This is a genomic window from Pseudarthrobacter sp. lyk4-40-TYG-27, from assembly GCF_030209295.1.
Classification (GTDB): Bacteria; Actinomycetota; Actinomycetes; order Actinomycetales; family Micrococcaceae; genus Arthrobacter.
Map to the genome: position 1 here is coordinate 537,453 of NZ_JARVSH010000003.1, position 22,561 is coordinate 560,013.

The window sequence follows — 22,561 nt, forward strand, 5'->3', positions numbered from 1 at the left end:
GGGGCATGAGGAAAAGTTCAGGGGACGTATGCCCGTTGGCCCAGAAACAAAGAGCTCAAGCCCCCAAGTACCGAGAAGCGTAAGCCTGAACGCCGCCGTGGGCAATGTAGGTGGCTTACCTAAATGGGGGTTTTTGCACTCCCCCTACCTAATGGTTTCGGGCGCGCAGTAATCCCCTATACCTAATCGGAACGGCAAACACCGAGCCCTCTACTTGCCTAACAGGGGGTAAACCCCGGGTAAAAAGTGAGTACCTACTACTCGTGATACCCGGATTAGGTAGGGGGTAGTCTGCCGGGAACGGCCAGAGGATTGGCGATGGGTTGCTGGGGGATCAGCGACCAGACCATGACCGGATCAAGCGTATGTGCCGCGGCGAAACCGCCGGCGGCATTGTCCAGAATCCGAACTGTCATGAAGTGGTGAGGCAATTGTCGATTTCGCCCCAACTGCCGGCTTTGTTTTCCCAGCCGGGACTCTTATTTCCACAAGCTTCAATCAGCGTTGTTATTCCCACGTTGAACGAGGAAAAGAACCTTCCCTGGGTTCTGCGCCGGATGCCCTCTTACGTCGATGAAGTGGTGATCGTGGACGGGCGTTCGCAGGACAACACCGTCGAAGTGGCCAAGGCGCTTCGCTCGGACGTCGTGGTGGTCAACGAACCCCGGAAAGGCAAGGGCGTGGCCCTTCGTTCCGGCTTCGCGGCCGCCAGCGGGGACATCATCGTGATGCTGGATGCCGATGGCAGCATGGATCCGCAGGAGATCGGGTGGTTCGTGGCGCCCCTTCAGCATGACTTCGATTTCGTCAAGGGATCCCGGCACGTCACCGGCGGCGGGTCCGAAGACCTGACCCGGCTGCGGAAGGCCGGGAACCGGGCACTGACGGGACTTGCGAACGCTGTCCTGCACAGCAATTATTCGGACCTCTGCTACGGCTACATCGCTTTCCGGCGCGAATGCCTGGAGGTGCTGGAGCTTGAGTCCGACGGTTTCGAAATCGAAACCGAACTCATCGTCCGGGCCGCCAAGGCGGGACTGCGGATCGCCGAGGTCCCCAGCTTGGAGCTGGACAGGATCTCCGGCGCCTCCAACCTCCAGACGTTCCGCGACGGGTGGCGCGTGCTGCACACCCTGGCCCGGGAATGCGCCGTGTGGGAGGCCCCCACAGCCGGAGCACGCCCCGAGGCCCTCCGCCGCGTGAAGTACACCTACTCCAACGTCCGCTTCCCGCGCCTGCCCGTGGACCCGCACAGCGTCCTTACTCCGGCGGTGAGCCACCATGCTTGATCGCATGAAACCCCTTTCCGTGACGGTGGTGATCTGCGCGTACACGTCGGCGCGGTGGGGGATGTTGCTCGATGTCATCGAGTCGGTGCGCCAGCAAACCCTGGCCCCGGACCAGGTGCTGGTGGTGGTTGACCATAACGAGGACCTGTACGAGAGGCTCGTCGAGATCGTCGACGACGTCACCGTGGTGGAGAGCACCGGGCAGGCCGGTCTGTCCGGGGCACGCAATACCGGCGTTGGGCTCGCTGAGTCGGACATTGTCGCCTTCCTTGACGACGATGCCGAGGCAGCGCCGGACTGGCTCGAGCGCCTGGTGGCGCTGTACGACGATCCGGACGTTTTGGCCGTGGGCGGCAAGGTGGTCCCGCTGTGGGAGGCCGGCCGGCCGGGCTATTTCGCGGAGGAACTTGACTGGATCGTGGGCTGCAGTCACCGGGGCATGCCGCGGGTGGCCTCCGAAGTCCGCAACGTCATCGGCGCCAACATGTCCTTCCGGCTCGAGGTCCTGCGCCAAGTAGGCGGATTCAACCTCTCGCTGGGACGCAAGGGCACCTTGCCGCTGGGCTGTGAGGAGACCGAAATCTGCATCCGCTCCCAGATGGGGTCGCCCGGTTCGCGCATCGTGTACGAACCGGCGGCGCTGGTCCACCACCACGTCCCCGCCTCCCGCGGAACGTTGAGGTACATGATGTCCCGCTCCTGGTCCGAAGGGCTCTCCAAAGCCCAGGTCAGCCAGTTGGTGGGCCACAAACGGGCCCTCGGGCCCGAGCGCCGGTACGTGCGCAGCGTCCTTCCGCGGGCGGTGTTCACCGGGCTGCGTTCCTGGGGCCGCGACGGCAGCGCCGACGGGCTGGGCCGTGCGGGGGCCGTGATTGCGGTGCTTGCCTGCACTGCGGCCGGGTACTTCCAAGGGCGCCGCCTCCAACACTGGACCGGCCCCGATGAGGCGGACGACGCCCTGGTTCCGGCCGGCGGTCAGTGGAGGGAAGTGCAATGAGCGAGGGCGCCAGCCGTGTGCTTGAGGGTCTTCAGGGCGAAGCACTGATCCTGGTGCCCGCCATGGAGTCCGCGTTGCCTCCGGTCTGGCCGGGGGCCCGGTGGATCGGGTCAGTGGACCTGGAGGATCTTGCGGATTGCTCGCACTTTGAACTGGAGAACCATGCCGGATACGAACGGGCACGGCTGTTGGTGCGCGCGTCGGGGGTCGTGCGGGGATTTGTCGACGTGCCGTCGCCGTCGGGAATCGTGGATCGGGTTGTATTCGAGGACGCCTTGGCGGCCTTGCCACGTGTCACTTCATTCCCGCCGGCAGTGACGGCCCCGCACATCACAGTAGTGGTGTGCACCAGGGACCGCACGCCGCAGCTGCGGGGGGCGCTGATGACCATCCTTGCGCTCGACTATCCCCGCTTCGACGTGGTGGTGGTTGACAACGCACCGGCGACGCACGACACGGAGGAACTGGTGCGCCGGGACTTCAGGGACAAGCGCGTGCGCCTGGTCACCGAACCCGCTCCCGGCCTGTCCAACGCCAGGAACACCGGCCTGGAACACGCCAGGGGAAGCCTGGTGGCGTTCACGGACGACGACGTGGTTGTCGACAGGTCCTGGTTGTGGGAGATTGCCGCTGCGTTCGAAGCCGCTCCCGAGGCGGCCTGTGTCACCGGCCTGGTCCCGGCAGGGGAGCTCAGGACCCCCACCCAGGGCTACTTCGATGCGAAGGTGAGCTGGTCGCGGAGCCTGGTGCCGCGGGTCTATTCCCTGGCAGACCCGCCCGAGGGGCTGCCGAAGTTCCCGTTCAGCCCGGGGGCTTTCGGGACCGGAGCGAACTTCGCCCTGAAGCGCCACGCCGCCCTCACCCTCGGCGGATTCGACCCGGCCTTGGGTGTGGGTACCCCCACGGGCGGCGGCGAGGATATCGACATGTTCACCCGGGTCATCCTGGCCGGATATGCCCTGGTGGTCCAGCCGGCAGCGATCGTGTGGCACCGCCACCGGGACGGACTCGAAGACCTCCGGGTGCAGGCCCGCGGGTACGGCACCGGGCTGGGCGCATGGATGACGAAAGTGATGATGGACCCGCACACCGCCAGGCTGGCGCTGGCCAGGAGCTGGGGCGTGGGGATGGAATACCTGGCCCACCAGCACCCTGCCCGGCCGGCTCTCCAAGGTCCACCGGCCCACGGTTCCCTCGAAGCCCAGGTGGCCAGGCTCGCCTGGCTGCAGATGTTGGCCGTGGCCGTGGGCCCCTACAAGTACCTGCAGTCCCGCCGGACAGCCGGCAGTTAGCAAACACAGTCCACCCAGTGCTGGTGCGGAGTAACCCTCCGCCAGTGGCAAGCCAAACCCAGGAGTTGAAACAGTATGGCGCTTCTTATCAGGGGTGACGTCTCCGGTCCCATGAACTCCCGCACGTCGCGCCGGCGCAGGCCCGGATACGCCGATTACGCCCTGGCCTTGTTGAGCACCGTGACGGCGGCCCTGATCCTGTTCGACATCGGGGGTGAGACCTTCGCCGGCGCCAAACTCCTGGCTTGCCTGGTCCTGCCCGGCTGGGCGCTGGTGCGGTGGCTCCCCAGTGTGGACCCGGCAGCCCGCCTGGTATTCACGCTCGTTGCCGGCGCTACGGCCTTCGCCCTGACCGCCGCGGCCATGGGTTGGCTGCAACTCTGGAATCCCCGGCCCGCCGCCGTCGGGATCATGCTGGCAGCCGCCGTCGCCCTCCTGGTTCCCGGCCCGGAACGGATCCGGGCTGCCTCCTCCCCGCTGCCCCGCCCGCAACCCGGCACCTATGCGCCGTGGCTGGTCCTGGTGGCCGCCATGGGCATGTGGGTGGCCTCCCTTGCCGCGACTAACCCGCGCCTGGGTGACTTAGGGCTCCTGACTGCCTTCCCGGTGACCTGGTACGCCGCGCTGGCGCTGGTCGTGGCCCTGTGCATCTGGAGCATCTCGCGGCAGCGGCTGCATTCAGGCTGGCTCGCGGGAGCCTCCCTGACCGGGCTGGTGGTGATGTTGTACTCCTCTGCCGGGCTGCTGACCGCCGTCCCGCGGCTGCCGTGGACGTACAAACACATTGCCGTCACGGACCTGATCCAGACCACCGGGCATTTCGATCCCAGCATCGATATCTACAACCGCTGGCCCGGGTTTTTCCTCTTCAGCGCCTTCCTCGGCGAATCCAGCGGATACCAGGACCCCATGGCGTACGCAGGCTGGGCTGAACCGGTGTTCGCGCTCATGAGTGTTGCGCTGGTGCTCGCAATCGCCCGGGCCCTGACCCGGAACCCGCGGATCTACTGGACCGCCGCCCTGGTGTTCACCCTCACCAACTGGCTCAACCAGAACTACTACTCACCGCAGGCCTTTGCCTACACCCTGCACCTGACGATGTGCCTGGTGATCCTGACGTTCCTGCGCGGCACACCAGCCGGCTGGGTACTCAAGCTGGAGCGCCGGGTGGCGGCCCGGCTCGCCAAGTCCGAGGCCCAGGTGGATGAACCCCCAACGTACAGCGGCCGGCAGCAGGCGCTGGCTATCGTTGCGGTCCTTGTCCTGCAGGCAATGATCGTGATGAGCCACCAGTTGACTCCCTATCTGGCCATCCTGGGCCTCTTCCCCCTGTTCCTGACCCGCTACTTCAAGCCCGCCTGGGTTGCACCGGCACTTCTGCTGATGGCTTTGCTCTACCTCCTGCCCAACGTCGATTTCGTGGCGGGCAAGTACGGCCTTCTGAGCGGTTTCGATTTCTTCGCCAACGCCGGGTACAAGGCGTCCAACGGAAGTCCCGGCCCATCCCTCCTCTCCGGTCGGTGGCTGGCCCGCGAGGCGCTCGCCCTGTCCTTGTTCACCGCACTGCTGGCCGGTCTTGGATTCATCCGCAACATCCGCCTGGGCAACATCCGCACCACCCTGATCGTGGGGACGCTGGCTGCAACGCCGATCCTTGGGCTTTTCGGCACCTCCTATGGCGGCGAAGGCAGGCTCCGCGTGTTCATGTTTGCCCTTCCGTGGCTGGCCATCGGCGCGGCGTGGTTCCTCTGGGCCGGCAGGGTGCCCACCAGGAGGACCGTGGTAGGGGCAGCGTCGGCGGTCACAGTCCTGGCGGTCATGTTCACCGCGGTGTATTTCCAGAACGAGGCCAACGTCCGGGTGCCCGCGGCGGATGTTTCGGCCAGCCGCTGGCTCGATTCGAACGTCCGGAAGGGCGATGCGGTGGTGGAAACCAACTACCACCTGCCGCTCCTGATTGGCCCGCACTATTCCTTCTACCTCCGCACCGGCCAGTTGGTTTCGGTTGCCTCCAAGCTCCACAGTTCCACCCAGCCCTTCACCGGGGACGACATGGTGGCCTATGTGGACAAGACCCGGGCCGGAGCGAACCTGCGGGCCTCGGACCGGCTGTTCGTTGTGGTCTCCGACCTCCAGCAGCGGACCTCGACCGGTGTCCTGCGGCAGTTCTCCAAGGATGCCATGGTCCCGTTGGAGCACGACCTGGACGTATCCAAGGCCGCACAGGTTGTCTTTGAGAACAAGTCGGTGCGTATCTATGAGGTTTCCCGTGCTGACTGGGGCAACTAGCGGCCGGGTGTACCAACTGTCGCTGGTCACGGTGACGTCCCTTTCCCTGGTGGGGGCGGCCCTGCTGGCCCTGCATGCCGATTCATCGCAGGTCAACGGGGCGCCCCGCGGGGACCTGCCCTCCTGGCGCCAGACCATGGTCCAGGACTTCAACGTCGCTGCGGCACCAGGGGCCGTAGGCGGCGTCTACGGCCAGGACATGCGCGGCTACGACGGACTGTCCGATTCCTCAGGGTTCGGAACGTACACCCCTGACCAGGTCTTGTCGGTCCACGACGGCTACCTCGATTTCCACCTCCACTATTCGAACAACCGGCCGCGGGTGGCCAGCGTCATCCCCTTTGGGTACTCGGGCCAGACTTACGGAAGGTATTCCGTCCGGTTCAGGTACGACTCCATTCCGGGCTACAAGGTGGCATTCCTCCTCTGGCCGGCCAGCGACGACTGGAACGAGGGAGAGATCGACTGGCCGGAGGGCGCCCTGGACGGGTCCCTCTACGGAAACTCCGCGATCAAGGGAACCCGGACGCCGACCGGCATGCAGTTCGACCCCGGTGACAGGCGCTATTCGGCGGCCCGGCCGGGGCAGTGGCACGTTGCCACCATCGAATGGCGTCCCGGCCTGGTCCAGTGGTTCCTTGACGGGAAGCTCGTGGACCAGACCACCAAGCCGGCGGGAGTGCCGGACACCCCCATGCGCTGGACGCTCCAGGTGGAAACGGCCGACGACGCCTCCAGTACCTTCCCCGCCCCCGGCACTGCCGGACACCTCCAGGTCGATTGGGTGGTGCAGTATGCCTACACACCCTAGGCCCCCCGAACACCTTTGCCCCGTACCCCCGGAGTTGGCTCCGGCAACCGATTGGAGGGTGGCGCCGTGGACGTCCTGAACAACCTGCCGGCCGGTGGTGCCGCGACGGAAATCCTGCGCGTCCATCCCCGGCTGGCCGCGGTCTTCGATGCCCTCGATGCGTCCAGCTGGCCGTGGCTGCTGCTCCGCGGCGGGGATGACCTCGCCCTGCCGGCCGGCGACGTGGACATCCTTGTGGACAAAGGCGTCCTGCCCGTGCTGGATGGACTGCTGGCTGCCGCGGGGTTCTGCCGGGTCCGGGCGCCGGGCCACGGCAGCCACAGGTTCTACTTCCACTATGCGGTGGATGACGGGGCCTGGATCAAGCTCGATGTCGTCTCCGACCTCGCGTTCGGGCCCTACCAGCAGTGGCGCACCCCGTGGGCGGCCCGCTGCCTGCGCCGAAGGGTGCGCCGCGGAACGCACTGGATGCCGGACCCTGCCGACCAGGCATGGCTGCTCCTGCTCCACCTGTTCATGGACAAGGGCAGCATTTCCCCGGAGCGGCACCCGTTGGCGCGTGCCGCAGCAAGGACAGCGGCCGACGGCGGGCGCATCGCGGAGTCGGTCAGGCGCCGGGTGGGTGCCGGGCTGGTGGCCGAGATGGTGGAATCGGTCCTGGACGGACGGTTCGACGACGTTCCCGGGACGGCGGCCCGCATGCGTGCCGCTTGGCGCGGCGGCTTGAGCCCGCGCCTGATTGCGGGAGCCAACAGGGTGCTGAGGCATGCCGGGGCCCAAGTCCGCGGGCACACTCCGCTGCTGGGCGTCATGGCACCGGACGGAGCCGGGAAGACCACGTTGCTCAACGGCCTGCACGCCGACGTTCCGCTGCCTACCAAGTACGTTTACATGGGCCTGTGGGGAGCCGGCCCCTGGGACAAGGTCCTAGGCCGGATCCCCGGCGGACGGACCGGGAAGAAGATCTACCGGCTGGTGCGCGGCGGAGTACTGGCCAGGTTCTACCGCCGCATGGGCAAGGTAGTGCTGATGGACCGCGTAGCGTACGACGCGCTGCTGGGCGGCTCCGGCGGCGGACCCCTGGCCGGGATGAGCAACGCACTCGCGCTGGCGGTAATCCCGGCCCCGGACGTCCTCCTCGTGCTGGATGTACCCGGCCCCGTGATGTTTGAGCGGAAAGGCGAACACAGCCCGGAGCTGCTGGAATCCTGGCGGCAGGACTACCTGAAGCTGGCCGGGCGCCTCCCGGGCGGCCGGGTGGTCGATGCGGCGCAGCCGGCGGCGGCCGTCCAGCGGGTGGCCACCGGCATTGTCTGGGAGACGTTGTCGCGCCCTGCCGGCACCCGACCGGCCACCCGACGTCGCAATGCCGGTAACGGCAGGAGTCCTGCTGCGCAGGAAAGTGTGGCCCCGGCGGCTCCTGGCGCCGGCGCGGCGGAGGCCCTGGCCCTGCACCTCTGGCGCCTCCTGGACTGGCGATTCCTGATTCCGGTCCTGCAGCCCCGCAACCTTGGTTTCGCCGGACAGGTGAGCCAGGAAACGGAGGCGGCGCTGCGGCTCCTGGACCCGGAGGCCGTCCGCCTGGCCGGCCCGGCCGGCGCGTCATGCGACGTGGTGCTGCTGGCATCTCCGGGCCGCGGACACGTGGAAGCCGCCGGCCTGGCGCTGGAACCCGGGGGATGGATTTGCGTGGAAGCCAGCCGTTCGTTGCTCCAGCGCTCCGGCCCCCGGACACTCCGGGGATGGAAGCGGACACTGGAGCGCCGCGGATACCAGGACGTCACCCTCTACTGGAATGCCCCCAACCGTGACCGCACCGCCAGGCTGGTTCCGGTCCGGTCGGGCGTGGCCATCCGTGACACCCTGGCGCTGCGGAAGGATGTGCGGTTTGGACCGCTCAAAGCTGCCGCGGCCCACCTGGCCCTGGCACTTCACGTCTTCGACCTCATGGTTCCGGAGGGCACCGTCACGGGCAGGCGTCCGGAAGGGGGCCGGCCATGAGCTTCGTCGACCAGTTCCTCCGGGAGCACTTCGAGGAATTCGCCCTTGACCGCTACGGCCTTGGCAGCGGGTGGGAAACGCTGCTGCTGACTCCGCGCTTCACCACCTCCCGGCACGTGGTGGCCCTGGTTTTTCCGGCCCGCGGAACCGAACCCGCCCTGGTGGTGAAGATCCCGCGCCAGCCCGGAGACAGCAGCGGAGTCAGGCGTGAGGCCGCCATGCTGGACCAGCTCTCGGCCGCCGTCGACAGCCCGGGTGTTCCACGCCTGGTGGGAATCCGCGACGAGGGACCGTACACGGTCCTGGTCGAGACGGCATTGACGGGTATTCCCCTGGATCCGCGGAAAGTGGCCGCGGACCTCCCGGCTGCCGTCGCGGCCGGGACGGGCTTTGTGGGGTCCCTGCCCTGCACCCATGCTGCAACGGACAACCCTGACTGGTACCAGCGCGCCGTCACCGCCCCGCTGGCGGCCCTGGAGCGGCTGGCCGGACCGGACGCCCAAACCGGCCAGCTGGTTGAGCGTACCCACGAACTCCTCGAACCCCTGCGTGCCGCCCGGCTCCCGGCCGTCATTGAGCACGGCGACCTGAGCCACCCCAACCTGCTGGTCAAGCCCGGCAGTGGCCTGCAGGTCATGGACTGGGAACGCTCCCTGACCGACGGCGTCCCCGGCCACGACCTGGTGTTCTACCTCCAGTACCTCAGTGAGTCCAGCGAGCAGGCGTTCGCCCGGGACGCCCAGGTCGCAGCCTTCGACAAGGCATTTGGCCCCGGGGGTTGGGCGCTGGACCCGCTTTCGCGCCACCTTGGCACGCGGGGAGTGGAGGCCTCGCTGCTGCCGCTGCTGGTGATCACCACCTGGGCGCGGTCCACGGCAACGCTCGCCGACCGCCTGGCACAGGAAGCGGAAGCCGATCCGTCGCAGGGCAGGGACAAGGTTCGTGCCGCACTCCAGGCGGACCGGGACTACTGGCTGTGGCGCCACGCCGTCACAGCCGCCTAGGAAACGGCGCCGCCCGGGACACGCCGGCCCTTCGACGGCGCCCGGGAAACGACAGCGGCCCTTGGGAAACCGCCGGGCTCAGGACGCGTGGTCGCGTGCCGGACCTGAGGGTTCGTGGCGGCGCTTGAAGAGCCCCAGGATCTCGTCGTGCAGGTCCCGGTAGCCGAACCGCAGGACCGCGTAGACCAGGCCCACGCCGGCAACAACCATGACGGCGAGCGTCAGCACCGGTCCCAGCTCATGCCGTGCCAGGTTGAACAGGCCCACCAGGGCCACGGCCGCCCCGCACGCCAGGCCGGGTGCCGCGGCGCGGAGCATGCGGCGCATCCTTGTCCCCATGACCCTGGCGGCTACGGCCTGCATACCAAAAGCGAAGACCACCGCCACCACCATCTGGGCACACGCGACACCAACGATGCCCCAGCGCGTGGCGAAGACCAGCGCAGGGAGCAGGACCACCAGGCGGACCACGGAGATCCAGATGGAAAGCCCCGGCCTGCCCAGGGCTTTATAGACGTCATTCGCTCCGGCGCCCAGCGATCGAGCCGCCGCGTACAGGGCAAGGAACACCAGCGGCGTCACTGATTCCTCCCACTGCTGCCCGAACAGGACCGGCACCAGGACCGGAGCCACCACGGCAAGTCCCACCCCTGCCGTGATGCCGTACAGGGCCTGCACCGTGACGCTTTTCAGGTACCCGTCACGCAGTCGCTGCCGGTCACCGCGGACTTGCGTATAGAGCGGAAACAGGACGGTGGACAGCACGAAGAACACGTTGAGGATCAGGGCCTCCGGGAGCCGGAAGGCGAGCGTGTACAGGCCCAGCGCATGGGCCCCCAGGACGATCCCGATCACCAGGTAGTCGACGTCGAAGATTGCCCTGGCCAGCATGGTGCTCCCAGCAACGGGAGCACCAAAGCGGATGTTCTCGCCCAGGGCACTCCTGCTGACGCGCCAGAGTTGCCACGGCGCCTCGTGGCGGACCAGGAACCAGCAGGTGGCAGCGTAGGCCACCGAGCCTGCGGCCGTTCCGACGGCGAGCGACCACGCGCCGTGGCCGGTGAAGGCCAGGTACAGGGTCACCGTCCCCATGGTCGCGGCACGCAGCACCGGAGCGGCGGTGAGTTGCCGGAACTTCAGGTCCCGGCGCATGATCGCTTCCGGAACGGCGCCGCAGGCCGTGGCCAGGACGGAGACGCCGAGAACCTGCACCAGGGGAGCCACGCCGTCGAGCCCGATGAGGTCTTCCACAGCATCGGCCGCGAGCACGGCGGCCAGGGCCAGTACGGTTCCCAGCGCCACCGAGAGCAGGAGCGCTGAACGGGCAATCACCTTCGTTTTGGGCAGATACACCAGTGCCTGGCCCACCCCGGCATCGGCGATGGTCTCGGCGTATGCCATGAGGACCAGCGCCAGGGCTACGAGGCCATACTCTTCAGGAGAGAGGAGCCGGGCCAGCACCACGGTGGTGACCAGCACAATGATCCGCCCGGAGGCAAAGGCCAGCCCCTGCCACAAGGCTCCCCGGACTCCCCTGCGTTCCAGCTCGCCGGGCGCGTAGGTCACAGTTGCCTTGACGTGCCGGATAAGTCCCCGGCAGGGGATGACGCGGCCACGGCCGCCCGCACTTCGGCCAAGTACTCCGCGGCCACCGTGTCCCAGGACCGGACGGCGCGGGCGGCCTGGTCCAGTAGGCCGCCGGGGGTTACGTGCGGCGGCCGGGGTGCCCTGAGATGTTCTACGACCTTGTGGACCATCGCGTCCTGGCCGGCCTCGACGGTGAGCAGCGGGTGCGGCGGAAGTTCACGTGCCGCCACCGGGGAGGCCACTACAGGCAGCCCGGCGGCAAGGGCCTCAAGCACGGAGTTTCGGATGCCTACGCCGTGTTCGTCGGGGAAGACGGCGACGTCGGCCCCGTTGAAGACATCCGGGAGTGAGGGCACGTTGGCCAGGATTTCGATGTGTGGACCGGCCAGCGCCTGGACTGCCGCTGTGGGTTGCCGCCCGGCGATGACGAACCGTGCCTCCGGGACCTCCCGCCACACGAGGGGAGCGATACGGGTGGCCAGGACCGTGGCGCTGTCCACGTTGGGGGCGTAGTTGAGGCTGCCCGCGAAGCAAACCACCGGCGCCTTCCGGTCCGGACGCGGCCCCGCGGCCACGCTGGTTCCGTTGGGGATGCTTTTCACGGACCGGCCGAGCTTCGCGGACCAGGCTTCAGCGTCCTGTGCCCCGACGGTCAGCAGCCGCGCCCTGGCGGGCAGCGACCGTTCCGCCCGTTCGGCGAGGTGCTCGCGCAGCCGGTAGGCCGGCCGGAGGGAGCGGGCAATATCCGTGTCCATGGCGGCCCGGATGGACCAAGGGTCCACCGTTTGCAGCACCACGGGACCGGCCACATGATGCGAAAGGAAGAGGGCGTGCGGGCCATGGATGAGGGTGGCCTCACTGCTGCCGGACAGGGTGGCTGCCGCTGCCCGCGCTGACGGGGTGGAGCGCCGGTGCTTTCCCAGGCCGGCGAGGCCGCCGAAGGAGCGGACAAATGCGGCGGGGTCGTCCCGCGGGGCTAGTTCGTGGACGGTTTCGCAGCGGGCCCGGAGCTCCGCCGGAACCGGGACAGGGCCGGAAAACGTCAGCAGCGTGACGGCAACATCCGCGGGAAGGTGAAGGATCACTTCGTACGGGATCATGGAGCTTCCATCACCGAGTTGCGGGTCCCGGTTTGGCACGCTTTCCGTCACGTACAGGAGCTTCATTGCAAGAGTGTACTGGATCACACTCGGGTGGCAGGGTTGCTCTGGGCAACTTTGTGGGGAACCGCAGGAAGCCAAAAAGGGCGACGGCGGGAAGTCCCGCCGTCGCCCTTTCCAAGGGGGCGCGTGGCCGGCTACTGCCAGGCGCGGACGTAGTCCACCAGGAGTTGGGACTGCGGGCCGTACACCGGGTTCGTCGATGAAGCGCCGACGTTCAGCACGATGTACTGCGGGGCGTTTCCGTCGTCCGTGGGGTAGGACTTGACCTTCACGCCGTCGAAGTAGACGTCCGACGAGTTGGCCATCCGGTGCAAGCCGAAGGTGTGGTATTCGTTGGCCCAGTTGCCGCCGACGCCACCCTGGTTGTGTGACCCGGAGCCGGAGTGGTAATTCACGGTCATCTTGCCCTGGAGGACCTCCGCGATGTCGTTCTCGCCGGTGGCCGGCCAGGACTGCCCGGTGGTCCAGAACGCGGGCCAGTTATAGAGACCGTTGGCGTTGCCGGGGAACTTGATGCGGGCCTCGACATACCCGGTGGTGAACTGGTACCCGGTGCCCGCTCCACCCTTCGGGTTCGTGGAGACCAAGGACCCGGAAGACGAGGAGGCAAGGCTGAGGGCCAGGTTGCCGTTGGCCACGGAGACGTTGGCTGGGCTGGTGGCCACCTTGTTCATGGTTCCGCAGTTGGGGGAGAACCAGCAGTTGGACCATTTACCGCTGTCCAGGCCTGAACCGTTGAAATCGTCAGCGAAGGTCATGGTCCAGTTTCCGGGGACCCCTGCGGGCATGGGCGTCCCGCTGTTTGCCAGCGGTGCCGAGGCTGGTGCCACGGCGATGGGGGACTGCGGTGCAGGAGCCGCAACGGCCGGTGCCGGGGCGGGTGCCGCGGGAGCCGGCGCCTGGGACGGAGCCTGCTCTGGTGCGGGCGCGGGTGCGGCTGCCGGTGCCGGGGCGGGCGCCGGAGCGGACTGGACTGCGGCCGACGGGGTGGGCTGGACCTGTACCTCGCTGCCGGCCCCGGCGGCGCTGGCCACCCGGGATACGTCGGCAGCTTCATTGCCGTTGGCGACGCCGAGGCCAAGGGAGGCTGCGCCGAGGACGGCTGCTGCCAGGCCGGCGGCCAAGGGCAGGCGGCGGGAATCTCTGGATGTCAAGAACTGACGGAGCCCGGCCGATGGGGTCTCATTCTGATGACGGCGGGCGCGTTTGGCGCTCAATTTGCGGGATGCGGGCATGGGGAATTTACCTCTCAACGCCGGCGGGGTTAGCTGTCGGGTTCGAATGCTGCCATTCGGCCGCGGATCGCGGCTTCACCCCGAGGGCAGGCGGGAGCCATGCCCGTGACACTTGGGTCCCCCGCCTCTGCCTTGGAACCTGAGGGATCGCGGAAGCGGCAGAGTTGGGCGTCTTCCGGGATTGGGGCCGGCTGGGGCGGCCCACCCGAAGACCGTACACGAAAATCCCCGTGGAATCACAATTGGGTAACGGAAGCGGCGCGGTGGGCGTGGCGTCCCGCGGTGCACCCGCATAGACGTCTAACGGCGACCGGCATACTCCTGCGTTTTCCACATACGTGTCCGGTCGGGCTGCTCCTGCCACATCACGCGGCTAGCCTTGAGTCAAGCGCGAATCGCCTATCAGGTCCAGATGCACTAGGATATTGAAGTCTGTGCTGCGTCCTGCCTCCGTACTGGTGGCAAGGCACTCTGCAGAATCGCAAATGAACCTCCTGTTACGGAAATGCCGTAACCGCTTAGCCCAAAGGAGGTGGGTTCACATATGCGTCCTTACGAATTGATGGTAATCATCGACCCCGAGGTCGAAGAGCGTACCGTTGAGCCGTCGCTTCAGAAGTTCCTGAACGTCATCACCAACGATGGTGGAACCATCGAAAAGGTTGACATCTGGGGCCGTCGCCGTCTGGCTTACGAGATCAAGAAGAAGTCCGAAGGTATCTACGCCGTGGTGAATTTCACCGCCAAGCCGGAAACCGCCAAGGAACTTGACCGCCAGCTGTCTCTTAACGAGACCATCATGCGCACCAAGATCACCCGCCCCGAAGAGCAGAAGGTTGTTGCTGAGTAATCAGCACCAAAATTCATTCTTTACCCCGCAGGAACGCACTCTTCACCCAGGATCGAACAAGGAGGCAGTAGATGGCAGGCGAGACCACCATTACGGTCATCGGTAATCTCACCAATGACCCGGAATTGCGGTTCACACCGTCCGGTTCCGCAGTAGCGAACTTCACCATCGCTTCCACCCCCCGCACCTTTGATCGCCAGTCCAACGAGTGGAAGGACGGGGAGACCCTGTTCCTCCGCGCCGCGGTCTGGCGTGAAGCTGCCGAGAACGTCGCCGAATCCCTGACCAAGGGCATGCGCGTGATCGTCACCGGCCGCTTGAAGAGCCGTTCCTACGAAACAAAAGAAGGCGAAAAGCGCACCGTCATCGAGCTTGAGGTCGACGAAATCGGCCCCAGCCTGCGCTACGCCAACGCCAAGGTCAACCGCACCCAGCGCTCCGGCGGACAGGGTGGGGGCGGCTTCGGCGGCGGCAACGGCGGCGGTGGCTTCGGAGGCGGCAACCCTGGTGGAAACCAGGGCGGCAACTCCGGTGGAGGCTGGGGCGGCGGCAACCAGCAGGCTGCACAGGACGATCCCTGGGCCACGCCCGGCGTGTCCAATGCAGGCGGCTGGGGCAACGGCCCCGATTCCGAACCTCCCTTCTAAAACCCAAACAACGGCCCGATGCCGGGACTGCCCGGGAGCCGCAAGGCACCCAAGGTTTTGCCGCCGTCGGACCACCACCATCCCGTGGATCAATATCCACGGGCTCCCTAGAATAGGAGCTCCACGATGGCTAAGGCTGAACTCCGTAAGCCCAAACCAAAGTCCAACCCCTTGAAGGCCGCTGACATCACTGTCATCGACTACAAGGACGTAGCATTGCTGCGCAAGTTCATCTCCGACCGCGGAAAGATCCGCGCCCGTCGCGTCACTGGCGTCACGGTGCAGGAACAGCGCAAGATCGCCCAGGCAATCAAGAACGCCCGCGAAGTTGCTCTGCTGCCTTACTCCGGCGCTGGCCGCGGCTAAGGAAGGGATTAACTAACATGGCAAAGCTCATTCTGACCCACGAAGTAACCGGTCTCGGTGCTGCTGGCGATGTTGTCGAGGTCAAGGACGGTTACGCACGTAACTTCCTGCTGCCCCGCGGCTTCGCCCTGACCTGGACCAAGGGTGGCGAGAAGCAGGTTGAGTCCATCAAGGCTGCCCGCGCCGCCCGTGCGCACGCTTCTGTTGAAGCTGCACAGGCGCAGGCCCAGGCTCTGTCCTCCAAGAAGGTCAAGCTCGAGGTGAAGGCCGGCGAGTCCGGTCGTCTCTTCGGCACCGTCAAGCCTGCTGATGTCGCTGCCGCAGTCGAGGCCGCCGGCCTCGGTGCCATCGACAAGCGCAACGTTGAACTGCCGAACCACATCAAGTCTGTCGGTTCGTACACGGCCAACGTCCGCCTGCACGAGGATGTTTCCGCTGTCATCGACCTTGAGGTCGTTGCCGGAAAGTAGTTTCCGCACCGCAGTTCAGTGGCCCCCGCCCGGGATTCCGGTGCGGGGGCCATTTGCGTGCAAGGTCACTGCCGGGGTTTCCAGCGGCCGGCCGCGTGCGCCATAGGCTTGGGTGCGGGCCGCTGTTCCTGGCCTGCACCACTCCACCGTTTCCACGGAAGGTCACCCAGCATTGCCGTTCCTCTTCGTCAGCTGCATCCTCCTGCTGGCCGCAGCCGTCAGCTTTGCGACCGACCGGAGGCGCCTGCGGAACGGAGTCTTCCTCGTCTCAGGGGCGGTCATCGGCTGGCTTGGGCTCCTCCTGGTCTCCGGCAACAACTCCAACAACTCGGTCCCTGTCCTCATTACCGTGGCCTTGGGCCTCCTGCTCATCCTCTCAGTGCCCATCCTGGCCGTGTTCCTTGTCCTCAATGGCCTCATCATGCTGCGCCGCGAAGGCCGCAGACTGGCAAACCTGCTGTCCCTGCTGGCAGGGCTGGCCGTGGTGGCCGTTCCCCTTGTCCTGGCCGCCCTGCAGACGGCCGTACCCGCGCTAAGGGCGCTCACGTCGGCGGCTGCCCTGCTGACCGGCTACGTGGGCTTCGTGTTCGTCAGCTATCTGGTCTATTCGCTGATTTACTCGCACCTGCCGCCGCGCCGCCATCCCGAATACGTGGTGGTGTTGGGTTCCGGCCTGGCCGGCAGCTCGGTTCCGCCCCTGCTGGCCGCCCGGCTTGACGCGGCGGCGCGCATGTACCGGGGCAAGCATGGCGGGTCCATCAGGGCTCTGATTCCCAGTGGCGGGCAGGGAGCCGATGAACTCCTCGCCGAAGGGACAGCGATGGCCCGCTACCTGCAGGAGCAGGGTGTTCCTGCCAACAGGATCATCGTGGAGGACCGGGCAGCAACCACCATGGAGAACCTGCACTTTTCGCGCGCGCTGATGGAGCGGCCGGACGCGCCCGTCACGGTGGTCACCAGCAGCTACCACGTGTTTCGCGCGGCCATGTTCACCCGGCGTGCGGGCCTGCGCGCCCACGTCACCGGGGCCAGGACGGCGGGCTACTTTATCCCCAGCGCGTTCCTTCGGGAATTTGTCGCCATCCTCGCAACCTACCGGTGGATCAACCTTGGCTTTTGTGCTGTGCTCACCGCCATTCCGTTGGCCGCCATGGCCCTGCCGCTGCTCCCTTCCTAGGACCGGCAGTCCGCCCGGGGGGCCGGTGGTAACCTGCTCCGGTGAACCCGACACCCAGCAGCCGTCCTTTCCACCAGGTGGATGTTTTCGCCGGCAACGCCTACCGCGGCAACCCGCTCGCCGTCGTCCTCGATGCCCACGGTCTTGACGCGGCGACAATGCAGCACTTCGCGAACTGGACCAACCTCTCCGAAACCACCTTCCTCTTGCCCGCGGAGGATCCCCGCGCCGACTACAAGGTCCGGATCTTCACCGGGAGCGAGGAGTTCCCGTTCGCGGGGCACCCCACGCTGGGATCCGCACATACCTGGCTGCAGGCCGGCGGAGTTCCGAAGTCCAGCGGCTTCGTGGTCCAGGAGTGCGGTGCCGGTCTGGTCAGGATCAAGCGCGACGCCGGCCGATTGGCTTTCGCCGCACCGCCCTTGACCCGCTTTGAGGCCGTGGACGAGCCCCTTCGGCGCCAGTTGGCTGTCGCCCTGGGAATCCCGGCCGGTGACATCGTGGACGCATCCTGGCTGGTGAATGGGCCGGAGTGGATCGGTGTCCTGCTGGGGTCTGCGGACCAGGTGAAGGCGCTCGTGCCGGATCCGGTGGCCATGGGCAGCCTGAAGGTCGGAGTCATCGGGCCGCATCTGTCCGGCGGGGACGCCGACTTTGAGGTGCGGACGTTTATCCCGGGTGATGCGATGGTGGAGGATCCGGTGACGGGCAGCTTCAACGCTGGGGCCGCCCAGTGGCTTATTGGTAGCGGCAGGGCACCTCGGCGCTATGTCGCCGCGCAGGGTACCGTCCTGGGCCGGGCAGGGCGTGTCCATGTCACCGCCGAGGACGACGATGTGTGGGTGGGCGGAGAGTCCACTACCTGCATCCAGGGCACCGTCCTGATTTGATGCGGGTCACGGGAATACATGAGGAGGTACCGCCGTTCAGGGATATAGATGCAAATGCATGTATGATCGAATGAACGAGCACCAGGAGAATGCCATGGAAACCCGCCGTATCACAGTCCTCTCCGCCGGACTTGGCGTCCCGTCGTCCAGCCGGCTGCTGGCCGACCAGCTGGCGGCCGCTGCCGAGCGGCGGCTCACCGCCGGCGGCCACGAGGTGCTGGTCGACGTCGTCGAACTCCGGGACCTCGCCGTGGACATCGCCAACAACTTCGTCACGGGATACGCCGCACCGCGCTTGGCGGAAGTCATCGCCGGGGTGGAGGCGTCGGATGGGATCATCGCCGTGACGCCGGTCTTCAGCGCCTCCTACAGCGGCCTCTTCAAATCGTTCTTCGACGTCCTGGACCCCAAGTCCCTGGACGGCAAGGCTGTCCTGCTGGGCGCCACCGGAGGTACCGACCGGCACCAGATGGTGCTGGATTACGCCTTGCGCCCGTTGTTCAGCTACCTGCGCACCCGCACGGCCGCCACGGGAGTCTTTGCCGGGCCCCAGGATTGGGGAACCGCGGAAGAGGGTGGCTCGTCGCTGGCCGACCGCATTGAGCGCGCTGCCGCCGAATTTACCCTGCTGTTGGAGGGTCCCCAGCCGGGCCGGAAGCCCGCACCCCTGGAGTCCCTGCCTTTCGAGCAACTCCTGGCCGGAATCGCCGGACCGCGCTAGTCGTCCAGCAGCGCGATGAATTCCCGGGCCTGGACCCGGGAGATGTCCGAGTGGCGCGTCAAGGCGGTAACGGCAGCCTCGGTGTCCCCGCTGCGGGCCAAGGAGCGGATCCGGCCGTAGATTTCGTCGTTGAGCATATTGCTGCTCACTTCACGGGTCACGTCGCCCTTGCTGGCGATGGCGCGGTAGCGGTAGGGGAAGCGTTGTGGCTCGTCATCCTCCCGCACGGCCTCTACCGGCTCCTGCTGGCGGTAGGGCTGGGGGTGTGCCGCCAGGGCGCCGACGGCGTCGCGCGAGGCCCGGAGTCCCTCGCCCGTGACCTCCCGGTACAGCCTGATGGCGGCCAACGGCTGCCCCTGCGCGATCATGGCGTACAAGCGGCGGTGTTCGCTTTCTGACAACTTGCCGGCAGCGGCGCGGGCCAGTTCCGTCGCCTGGTCCTGTGCCGGGCCGGCCGGCCGGGACGGGGCTCCTCCACCTGACGCCCTGCGCCCGCGGACTGCGCGGTAGGCCACGATGACCCCCGCAACGACGGCGAGCAGGATAAGGACCGGGACCACTAGGGATTCCATTTTTTACGAGCCGTTCTGTGTACTTCCTGGCGGTCGCCAAGGCGGTTGCGTTGCCGGCTGTCCGTCCAGCCAAAGCCATACCTAGAGCTTAATCCAGAACCCGGTTATCCACAGCAATATTCACCGTGCTGCATACTGCAGCGTTCCCCTGCCGGTCAAGCTCCGCCAAGGGAATATGAGCAGCGCCACGCAGGCGGATGCCGGCATGCCGCGACCGGCCCCAGGCTGGTTCCGGCCTGCGGGTGCGGGCGCGGACCTGTGGATGAAATTCCTGGAAAGAAATATTTACTCCACATGCTGGTGAAGATGTTTCCGCAGGTCAGTGGGCTTTTAGGAGGTAAAAAAATTCTGTATCCACAGACTTCCCCACAGGCTGTGCACAAGCTATGCCCCGTAGTGCACAGGTTATCCACAGCAGTTCCGGCGTACTGGCTTTGCCGCTGGACCGGGGGCGGCTACCGTAGCGGGGTACCTGTTTTTCACGGCCAGGCCACGGCCTGTACGCCGCGATCCAGAGCCTCTCCCAGGGCCCTTTCCGGGCGCTCTGTGGAAAAGCTGTGGACAGTGGGGATAACTTCCGGCCGGAGGCGGCATCCGGCCCGCGGGAGCCTCATTGTCAGAGCTTCCGGGTAGTACTGGACGCGTGGCGGTTCTGTTTCGGATCCGCAAACAGGATGGATCACCGGGCGCCTGGCCCGGCACAAATGGAGGACGGCAGCTTTGACAATCGCGCATCTGGACCCGGTGGAAGCGACCCGCGGATCGGACGCGAGCCGGAAACCTCCCCAGGACATCCCCGCGGAACAGTCGGTCCTGGGCGGCATGATGTTGTCCAAGGACGCCATTGCTGATGTCGTGGAGATCCTCCGGGGCCAGGATTTCTACCGCCCGGCCCACGAGACCATTTATGAGGCCATCATCGACCTCTACGGACGCGGGGAACCGGCGGACGCCGTCACGGTGTCGGACGAACTGACCAAACGCGCCGAAATCAACAGGATTGGCGGCCCTGCCTATCTGCACGAGCTCATCCAGACCGTACCCACGGCGGCCAACGCCGGGTACTACGCCGAGATCGTCGCCGAACGGGCCGTACTGCGCCGGCTGGTCAACGCCGGCACCAAGATCGTCCAGTTGGGCTACGGCTCGGACGGCGAAGTGGAAGACCTGGTCAACCAGGCGCAGGCCGAAGTCTACGCCGTGGCGGAACGCCGCACCGCGGAAGACTACGTGGTCCTCAAGGACGTCATGGAATCCACGGTGGATGAAATCGAGGCGTCCGGACACCGCGGCGAGGGCATGACCGGTGTGCCCACCGGCTTCTACGAACTCGATGAGCTGACCCACGGCCTCCACCCGGGGCAGATGATCGTCATCGCGGCCCGCCCCGCCGTGGGTAAATCAACCTTCGCCCTGGACTTCGCACGGTCCGCGGCCATCAAGAACAACCTGTCCACCGTCATGTTCTCCCTGGAAATGGGCCGGAACGAGATCGCCATGCGCCTGCTGTCCGCCGAGGCCACCATTGGCCTGCAGGACCTCCGCAAGGGAACCATCAAGGACGAGCAGTGGTCCAAGATCGCCACCACCATGGGCAGGATGAATGATGCCCCGCTGTTCATCGACGACAGCCCCAACATGTCCCTGATGGAAATCAGGGCCAAGTGCCGGCGCCTGAAGCAGCAGCACGACCTCAAGCTGGTCATCCTCGACTACCTGCAGCTGATGAGCTCAGGCAAGAAGGTGGAATCGCGCCAGCAGGAAGTGTCCGAGTTTTCCCGTGCGCTCAAACTCCTCGCCAAGGAACTCCAGGTGCCCGTGATCGCACTGTCCCAGCTGAACCGTGGCTCGGAACAGCGCCAGGACAAGCGGCCCATGGTCTCTGACCTCCGCGAGTCAGGCTCCATCGAGCAGGACGCCGACATGGTGATCCTGCTGCACCGCGAGGATGTCTACGACAAGGAATCACCCCGTGCGGGCGAGGCGGACATCCTGGTGGCCAAGCACCGTAACGGCCCCACCAAGGACATCGTGGTGGCGTTCCAGGGCCATTACTCCCGCTTCGCCAACATGGCGGGCGACTCCGGGGGCGGCGGCTTCTAGGCTCCGTTCGCGGCGGTGGCTGCGGGAGCCGTGCCGGCCAGCAGGTGGTTGGGCAGCCGGTTTCCGGGCGCCGTTCCCCGGATCTCCAGGAGTTCGCGGGCGTGGGCGTGCAGCCGCTTGTCTTCGTCGCTGACCGGCACCCAGGGTGGTACGGGGACGGAGTTGCCGTCATCGTCGCGCGCCACCATCACGGTGAGGCAGTAGGTGGTGAGGCTAAGTTCGCGTCCCTTCGGGTCGCCGGAACGGACGTGGACGGCAATGTGCATGCCTTTGTTGCCGGTGTACACCAGCCGGGCCTCCACCTCCACCACGTGGCCGATCAGCAAAGGCCGGTAGAAGCGCACGCCGCCGGAGAAGACGGCCACGGTGTCCCGGCCGCAGTAGCGTGAGGCACACAGGTAGGCGGCCTCGTCGATCCACTTCATCACGATGCCGCCGTGGACCTTGCCGCCCCAGTTCACGTCGGTGGGGGCGGCCATGAACCGAAGCGTGACGCGTTCGGCGGTGCCGGCGTCCGTATATTCCTGGCGGTTCATGGCTTCCACGATCTGTTCGCGGACCTTGATCCTTGCCAGCGCATGGTCGCGCTGCTCAACCTCGGCGGGGGTGGCGGGCTCAAACTGGGGCACCGGGATGGGTTTGCCGTCCGCCCCTACGGCTACGAAGATCACCATGCACTGGCTGCGCATGGTGGCCGGGCCGCCTTTCGGATCCCCGGATGAGACCACGGTGCGGATATGCATCGAGGAGCGGCCGGTGTAGACGATGGTGGCTTCAACCTCCACCATGTCGCCGCTGTTGACCGGGTCGGCAAAGTGGATGTTTCCCACGTATGCGGTCACGCAGTAGGACTTGGCCCAGCCCACGGCCGCCGCGTACGCGGCCTTGTCCACCCATTCGAGCACCGTGCCGGCGTCCACGGAGCCGCTGTGCCCCACATCGGTGGGGGCGGCGAGGAAGCGGAGGGTCACGGAGTTGGGGTGGCCGGTCTCAGTCATGCTGCGATCATACTGAGGGCCCAGGTTACCGGCCGGTTCACGCCGCAGCGGCCTGGGCCGGCGTGCAGCCGCCCGGCGGAGCGCCGCTTAACGTCCGAC

Annotated in this window: 20 protein-coding genes and 1 riboswitch; of the genes, 15 read left to right on the forward strand and 5 right to left on the reverse strand. The window is 66.6% G+C overall.

What is annotated here, in order from left to right; all coding sequences use genetic code 11:
• Window positions 1-422: 422 nt before the first annotated feature.
• The 7 genes from QRM96_RS06940 (at window position 423) to QRM96_RS06970 (ending at window position 9,683) form a co-directional block, all read left to right on the forward strand.
• A complete protein-coding gene (locus QRM96_RS06940) occupies window positions 423-1,289 on the forward strand; it encodes a glycosyltransferase family 2 protein (protein WP_231369907.1) in 867 nt (288 codons plus the stop codon).
• A 4-nt stretch (window positions 1,290-1,293) separates the two neighbouring features.
• Window positions 1,294-2,286 (forward strand): glycosyltransferase, encoded by a 993-nt coding sequence (locus QRM96_RS06945; RefSeq protein ID WP_018762858.1) that lies wholly within the window; start codon window positions 1,294-1,296, stop codon window positions 2,284-2,286.
• A complete protein-coding gene (locus tag QRM96_RS06950) occupies window positions 2,283-3,578 on the forward strand; it encodes a glycosyltransferase family 2 protein (protein ID WP_285318961.1) in 1,296 nt (431 codons plus the stop codon). The genes QRM96_RS06945 and QRM96_RS06950 overlap by 4 nt, the downstream gene beginning before the upstream one ends.
• Window positions 3,579-3,653: 75 nt before the next feature.
• The gene (locus QRM96_RS06955) at window positions 3,654-5,867 is read left to right on the forward strand and encodes a hypothetical protein (RefSeq protein ID WP_285318963.1); all 2,214 of its coding nucleotides are present in this window, start codon (window positions 3,654-3,656) and stop codon (window positions 5,865-5,867) included.
• Window positions 5,848-6,678, forward strand: coding sequence for a glycoside hydrolase family 16 protein (locus tag QRM96_RS06960; RefSeq protein ID WP_165837987.1), 831 nt, complete (start codon window positions 5,848-5,850; stop codon window positions 6,676-6,678). The genes QRM96_RS06955 and QRM96_RS06960 overlap by 20 nt, the downstream gene beginning before the upstream one ends.
• Before the next feature lie 66 nt (window positions 6,679-6,744).
• Complete coding sequence (locus tag QRM96_RS06965) at window positions 6,745-8,679, forward strand: hypothetical protein (RefSeq protein WP_285318964.1); 1,935 nt, start codon at window positions 6,745-6,747, stop codon at window positions 8,677-8,679.
• On the forward strand, window positions 8,676-9,683 hold the full coding sequence (locus QRM96_RS06970) for an aminoglycoside phosphotransferase family protein (protein WP_285318966.1): 1,008 nt from the start codon (window positions 8,676-8,678) through the stop codon (window positions 9,681-9,683). The genes QRM96_RS06965 and QRM96_RS06970 overlap by 4 nt, the downstream gene beginning before the upstream one ends.
• A gap of 78 nt (window positions 9,684-9,761) precedes the next feature.
• Here QRM96_RS06970 and QRM96_RS06975 read toward each other — a convergent pair whose 3' ends face one another.
• From QRM96_RS06975 to QRM96_RS06985, 3 genes are all read right to left on the reverse strand, one after another.
• Window positions 9,762-11,249: a lipopolysaccharide biosynthesis protein gene (locus tag QRM96_RS06975; protein ID WP_285318968.1), complete on the reverse strand. Its 1,488-nt coding sequence runs from the start codon at window positions 11,247-11,249 to the stop codon at window positions 9,762-9,764.
• Window positions 11,246-12,436: a glycosyltransferase gene (locus QRM96_RS06980; RefSeq protein ID WP_285318969.1), complete on the reverse strand. Its 1,191-nt coding sequence runs from the start codon at window positions 12,434-12,436 to the stop codon at window positions 11,246-11,248. The genes QRM96_RS06975 and QRM96_RS06980 overlap by 4 nt, the downstream gene beginning before the upstream one ends.
• A 131-nt stretch (window positions 12,437-12,567) precedes the next feature.
• Window positions 12,568-13,587 carry a glycoside hydrolase family 16 protein gene (locus QRM96_RS06985; protein ID WP_285318970.1) on the reverse strand — a complete coding sequence of 340 codons (1,020 nt, stop codon included), beginning with the start codon at window positions 13,585-13,587 and terminating at the stop codon, window positions 12,568-12,570.
• An 85-nt stretch (window positions 13,588-13,672) separates the two neighbouring features.
• Window positions 13,673-13,842: riboswitch (cyclic di-AMP (ydaO/yuaA leader) on the reverse strand.
• A 370-nt stretch (window positions 13,843-14,212) separates the two neighbouring features.
• On the opposite strand from QRM96_RS06985, the gene rpsF reads away from it, so the two are divergent.
• The 7 genes from rpsF to QRM96_RS07020 all read left to right on the forward strand — a co-directional run bounded on the left by rpsF (window position 14,213) and on the right by QRM96_RS07020 (window position 18,789).
• Complete coding sequence (rpsF, locus tag QRM96_RS06990; RefSeq protein WP_013602900.1) at window positions 14,213-14,518, forward strand: 30S ribosomal protein S6; 306 nt, start codon at window positions 14,213-14,215, stop codon at window positions 14,516-14,518.
• A gap of 71 nt (window positions 14,519-14,589) precedes the next feature.
• Entirely contained in the window at window positions 14,590-15,165 is a 576-nt protein-coding gene (locus tag QRM96_RS06995) for a single-stranded DNA-binding protein (RefSeq protein WP_018762866.1), read from the forward strand.
• A gap of 126 nt (window positions 15,166-15,291) precedes the next feature.
• Window positions 15,292-15,531, forward strand: coding sequence for a 30S ribosomal protein S18 (gene rpsR, locus QRM96_RS07000; protein ID WP_003800144.1), 240 nt, complete (start codon window positions 15,292-15,294; stop codon window positions 15,529-15,531).
• A gap of 17 nt (window positions 15,532-15,548) precedes the next feature.
• On the forward strand, window positions 15,549-16,001 hold the full coding sequence (rplI, locus tag QRM96_RS07005) for a 50S ribosomal protein L9 (protein ID WP_018762867.1): 453 nt from the start codon (window positions 15,549-15,551) through the stop codon (window positions 15,999-16,001).
• Between the two features lie 172 nt (window positions 16,002-16,173).
• Window positions 16,174-17,178: a YdcF family protein gene (locus QRM96_RS07010; RefSeq protein ID WP_285318971.1), complete on the forward strand. Its 1,005-nt coding sequence runs from the start codon at window positions 16,174-16,176 to the stop codon at window positions 17,176-17,178.
• Between the two features lie 41 nt (window positions 17,179-17,219).
• Complete coding sequence (locus QRM96_RS07015; RefSeq protein WP_285318973.1) at window positions 17,220-18,068, forward strand: PhzF family phenazine biosynthesis protein; 849 nt, start codon at window positions 17,220-17,222, stop codon at window positions 18,066-18,068.
• A gap of 94 nt (window positions 18,069-18,162) precedes the next feature.
• Window positions 18,163-18,789 (forward strand): FMN reductase, encoded by a 627-nt coding sequence (locus tag QRM96_RS07020; protein ID WP_133832437.1) that lies wholly within the window; start codon window positions 18,163-18,165, stop codon window positions 18,787-18,789.
• On the opposite strand, the gene QRM96_RS07025 is transcribed toward QRM96_RS07020, so the two are convergent.
• Window positions 18,786-19,361: a hypothetical protein gene (locus QRM96_RS07025; RefSeq protein ID WP_285318975.1), complete on the reverse strand. Its 576-nt coding sequence runs from the start codon at window positions 19,359-19,361 to the stop codon at window positions 18,786-18,788. The two genes, QRM96_RS07020 and QRM96_RS07025, sit on opposite strands and share 4 nt — an antisense overlap.
• A gap of 720 nt (window positions 19,362-20,081) precedes the next feature.
• Here QRM96_RS07025 and dnaB point away from each other — a divergent pair.
• Window positions 20,082-21,464, forward strand: coding sequence for a replicative DNA helicase (dnaB, locus tag QRM96_RS07030; protein ID WP_109044819.1), 1,383 nt, complete (start codon window positions 20,082-20,084; stop codon window positions 21,462-21,464).
• Here dnaB and QRM96_RS07035 read toward each other — a convergent pair.
• Window positions 21,461-22,462 (reverse strand): acyl-CoA thioesterase, encoded by a 1,002-nt coding sequence (locus QRM96_RS07035; RefSeq protein ID WP_285318976.1) that lies wholly within the window; start codon window positions 22,460-22,462, stop codon window positions 21,461-21,463. The two genes, dnaB and QRM96_RS07035, sit on opposite strands and share 4 nt — an antisense overlap.
• Between the last annotated feature and the right edge of the window lie 99 nt (window positions 22,463-22,561).

What these genes read in the sequence shown, in the direction of transcription:
- QRM96_RS06980 (WP_285318969.1), bottom strand. Translation starts at nt 12,436, where the DNA reads ATGAAGCTCCTGTACGTGACGGAAAGCGTGCCAAACCGGGACCCGCAA.
- rpsF (WP_013602900.1), top strand. Translation starts at nt 14,213, where the DNA reads ATGCGTCCTTACGAATTGATGGTAATCATCGACCCCGAGGTCGAAGAG.
- QRM96_RS06945 (WP_018762858.1), top strand. Translation starts at nt 1,294, where the DNA reads ATGAAACCCCTTTCCGTGACGGTGGTGATCTGCGCGTACACGTCGGCG.
- QRM96_RS06970 (WP_285318966.1), top strand. Translation starts at nt 8,676, where the DNA reads ATGAGCTTCGTCGACCAGTTCCTCCGGGAGCACTTCGAGGAATTCGCC.
- QRM96_RS06995 (WP_018762866.1), top strand. Translation starts at nt 14,590, where the DNA reads ATGGCAGGCGAGACCACCATTACGGTCATCGGTAATCTCACCAATGAC.
- QRM96_RS07025 (WP_285318975.1), bottom strand. Translation starts at nt 19,361, where the DNA reads ATGGAATCCCTAGTGGTCCCGGTCCTTATCCTGCTCGCCGTCGTTGCG.
- rplI (WP_018762867.1), top strand. Translation starts at nt 15,549, where the DNA reads ATGGCAAAGCTCATTCTGACCCACGAAGTAACCGGTCTCGGTGCTGCT.
- rpsR (WP_003800144.1), top strand. Translation starts at nt 15,292, where the DNA reads ATGGCTAAGGCTGAACTCCGTAAGCCCAAACCAAAGTCCAACCCCTTG.
- QRM96_RS07020 (WP_133832437.1), top strand. Translation starts at nt 18,163, where the DNA reads ATGGAAACCCGCCGTATCACAGTCCTCTCCGCCGGACTTGGCGTCCCG.
- QRM96_RS07035 (WP_285318976.1), bottom strand. Translation starts at nt 22,462, where the DNA reads ATGACTGAGACCGGCCACCCCAACTCCGTGACCCTCCGCTTCCTCGCC.
- QRM96_RS06950 (WP_285318961.1), top strand. Translation starts at nt 2,283, where the DNA reads ATGAGCGAGGGCGCCAGCCGTGTGCTTGAGGGTCTTCAGGGCGAAGCA.
- QRM96_RS06955 (WP_285318963.1), top strand. Translation starts at nt 3,654, where the DNA reads ATGGCGCTTCTTATCAGGGGTGACGTCTCCGGTCCCATGAACTCCCGC.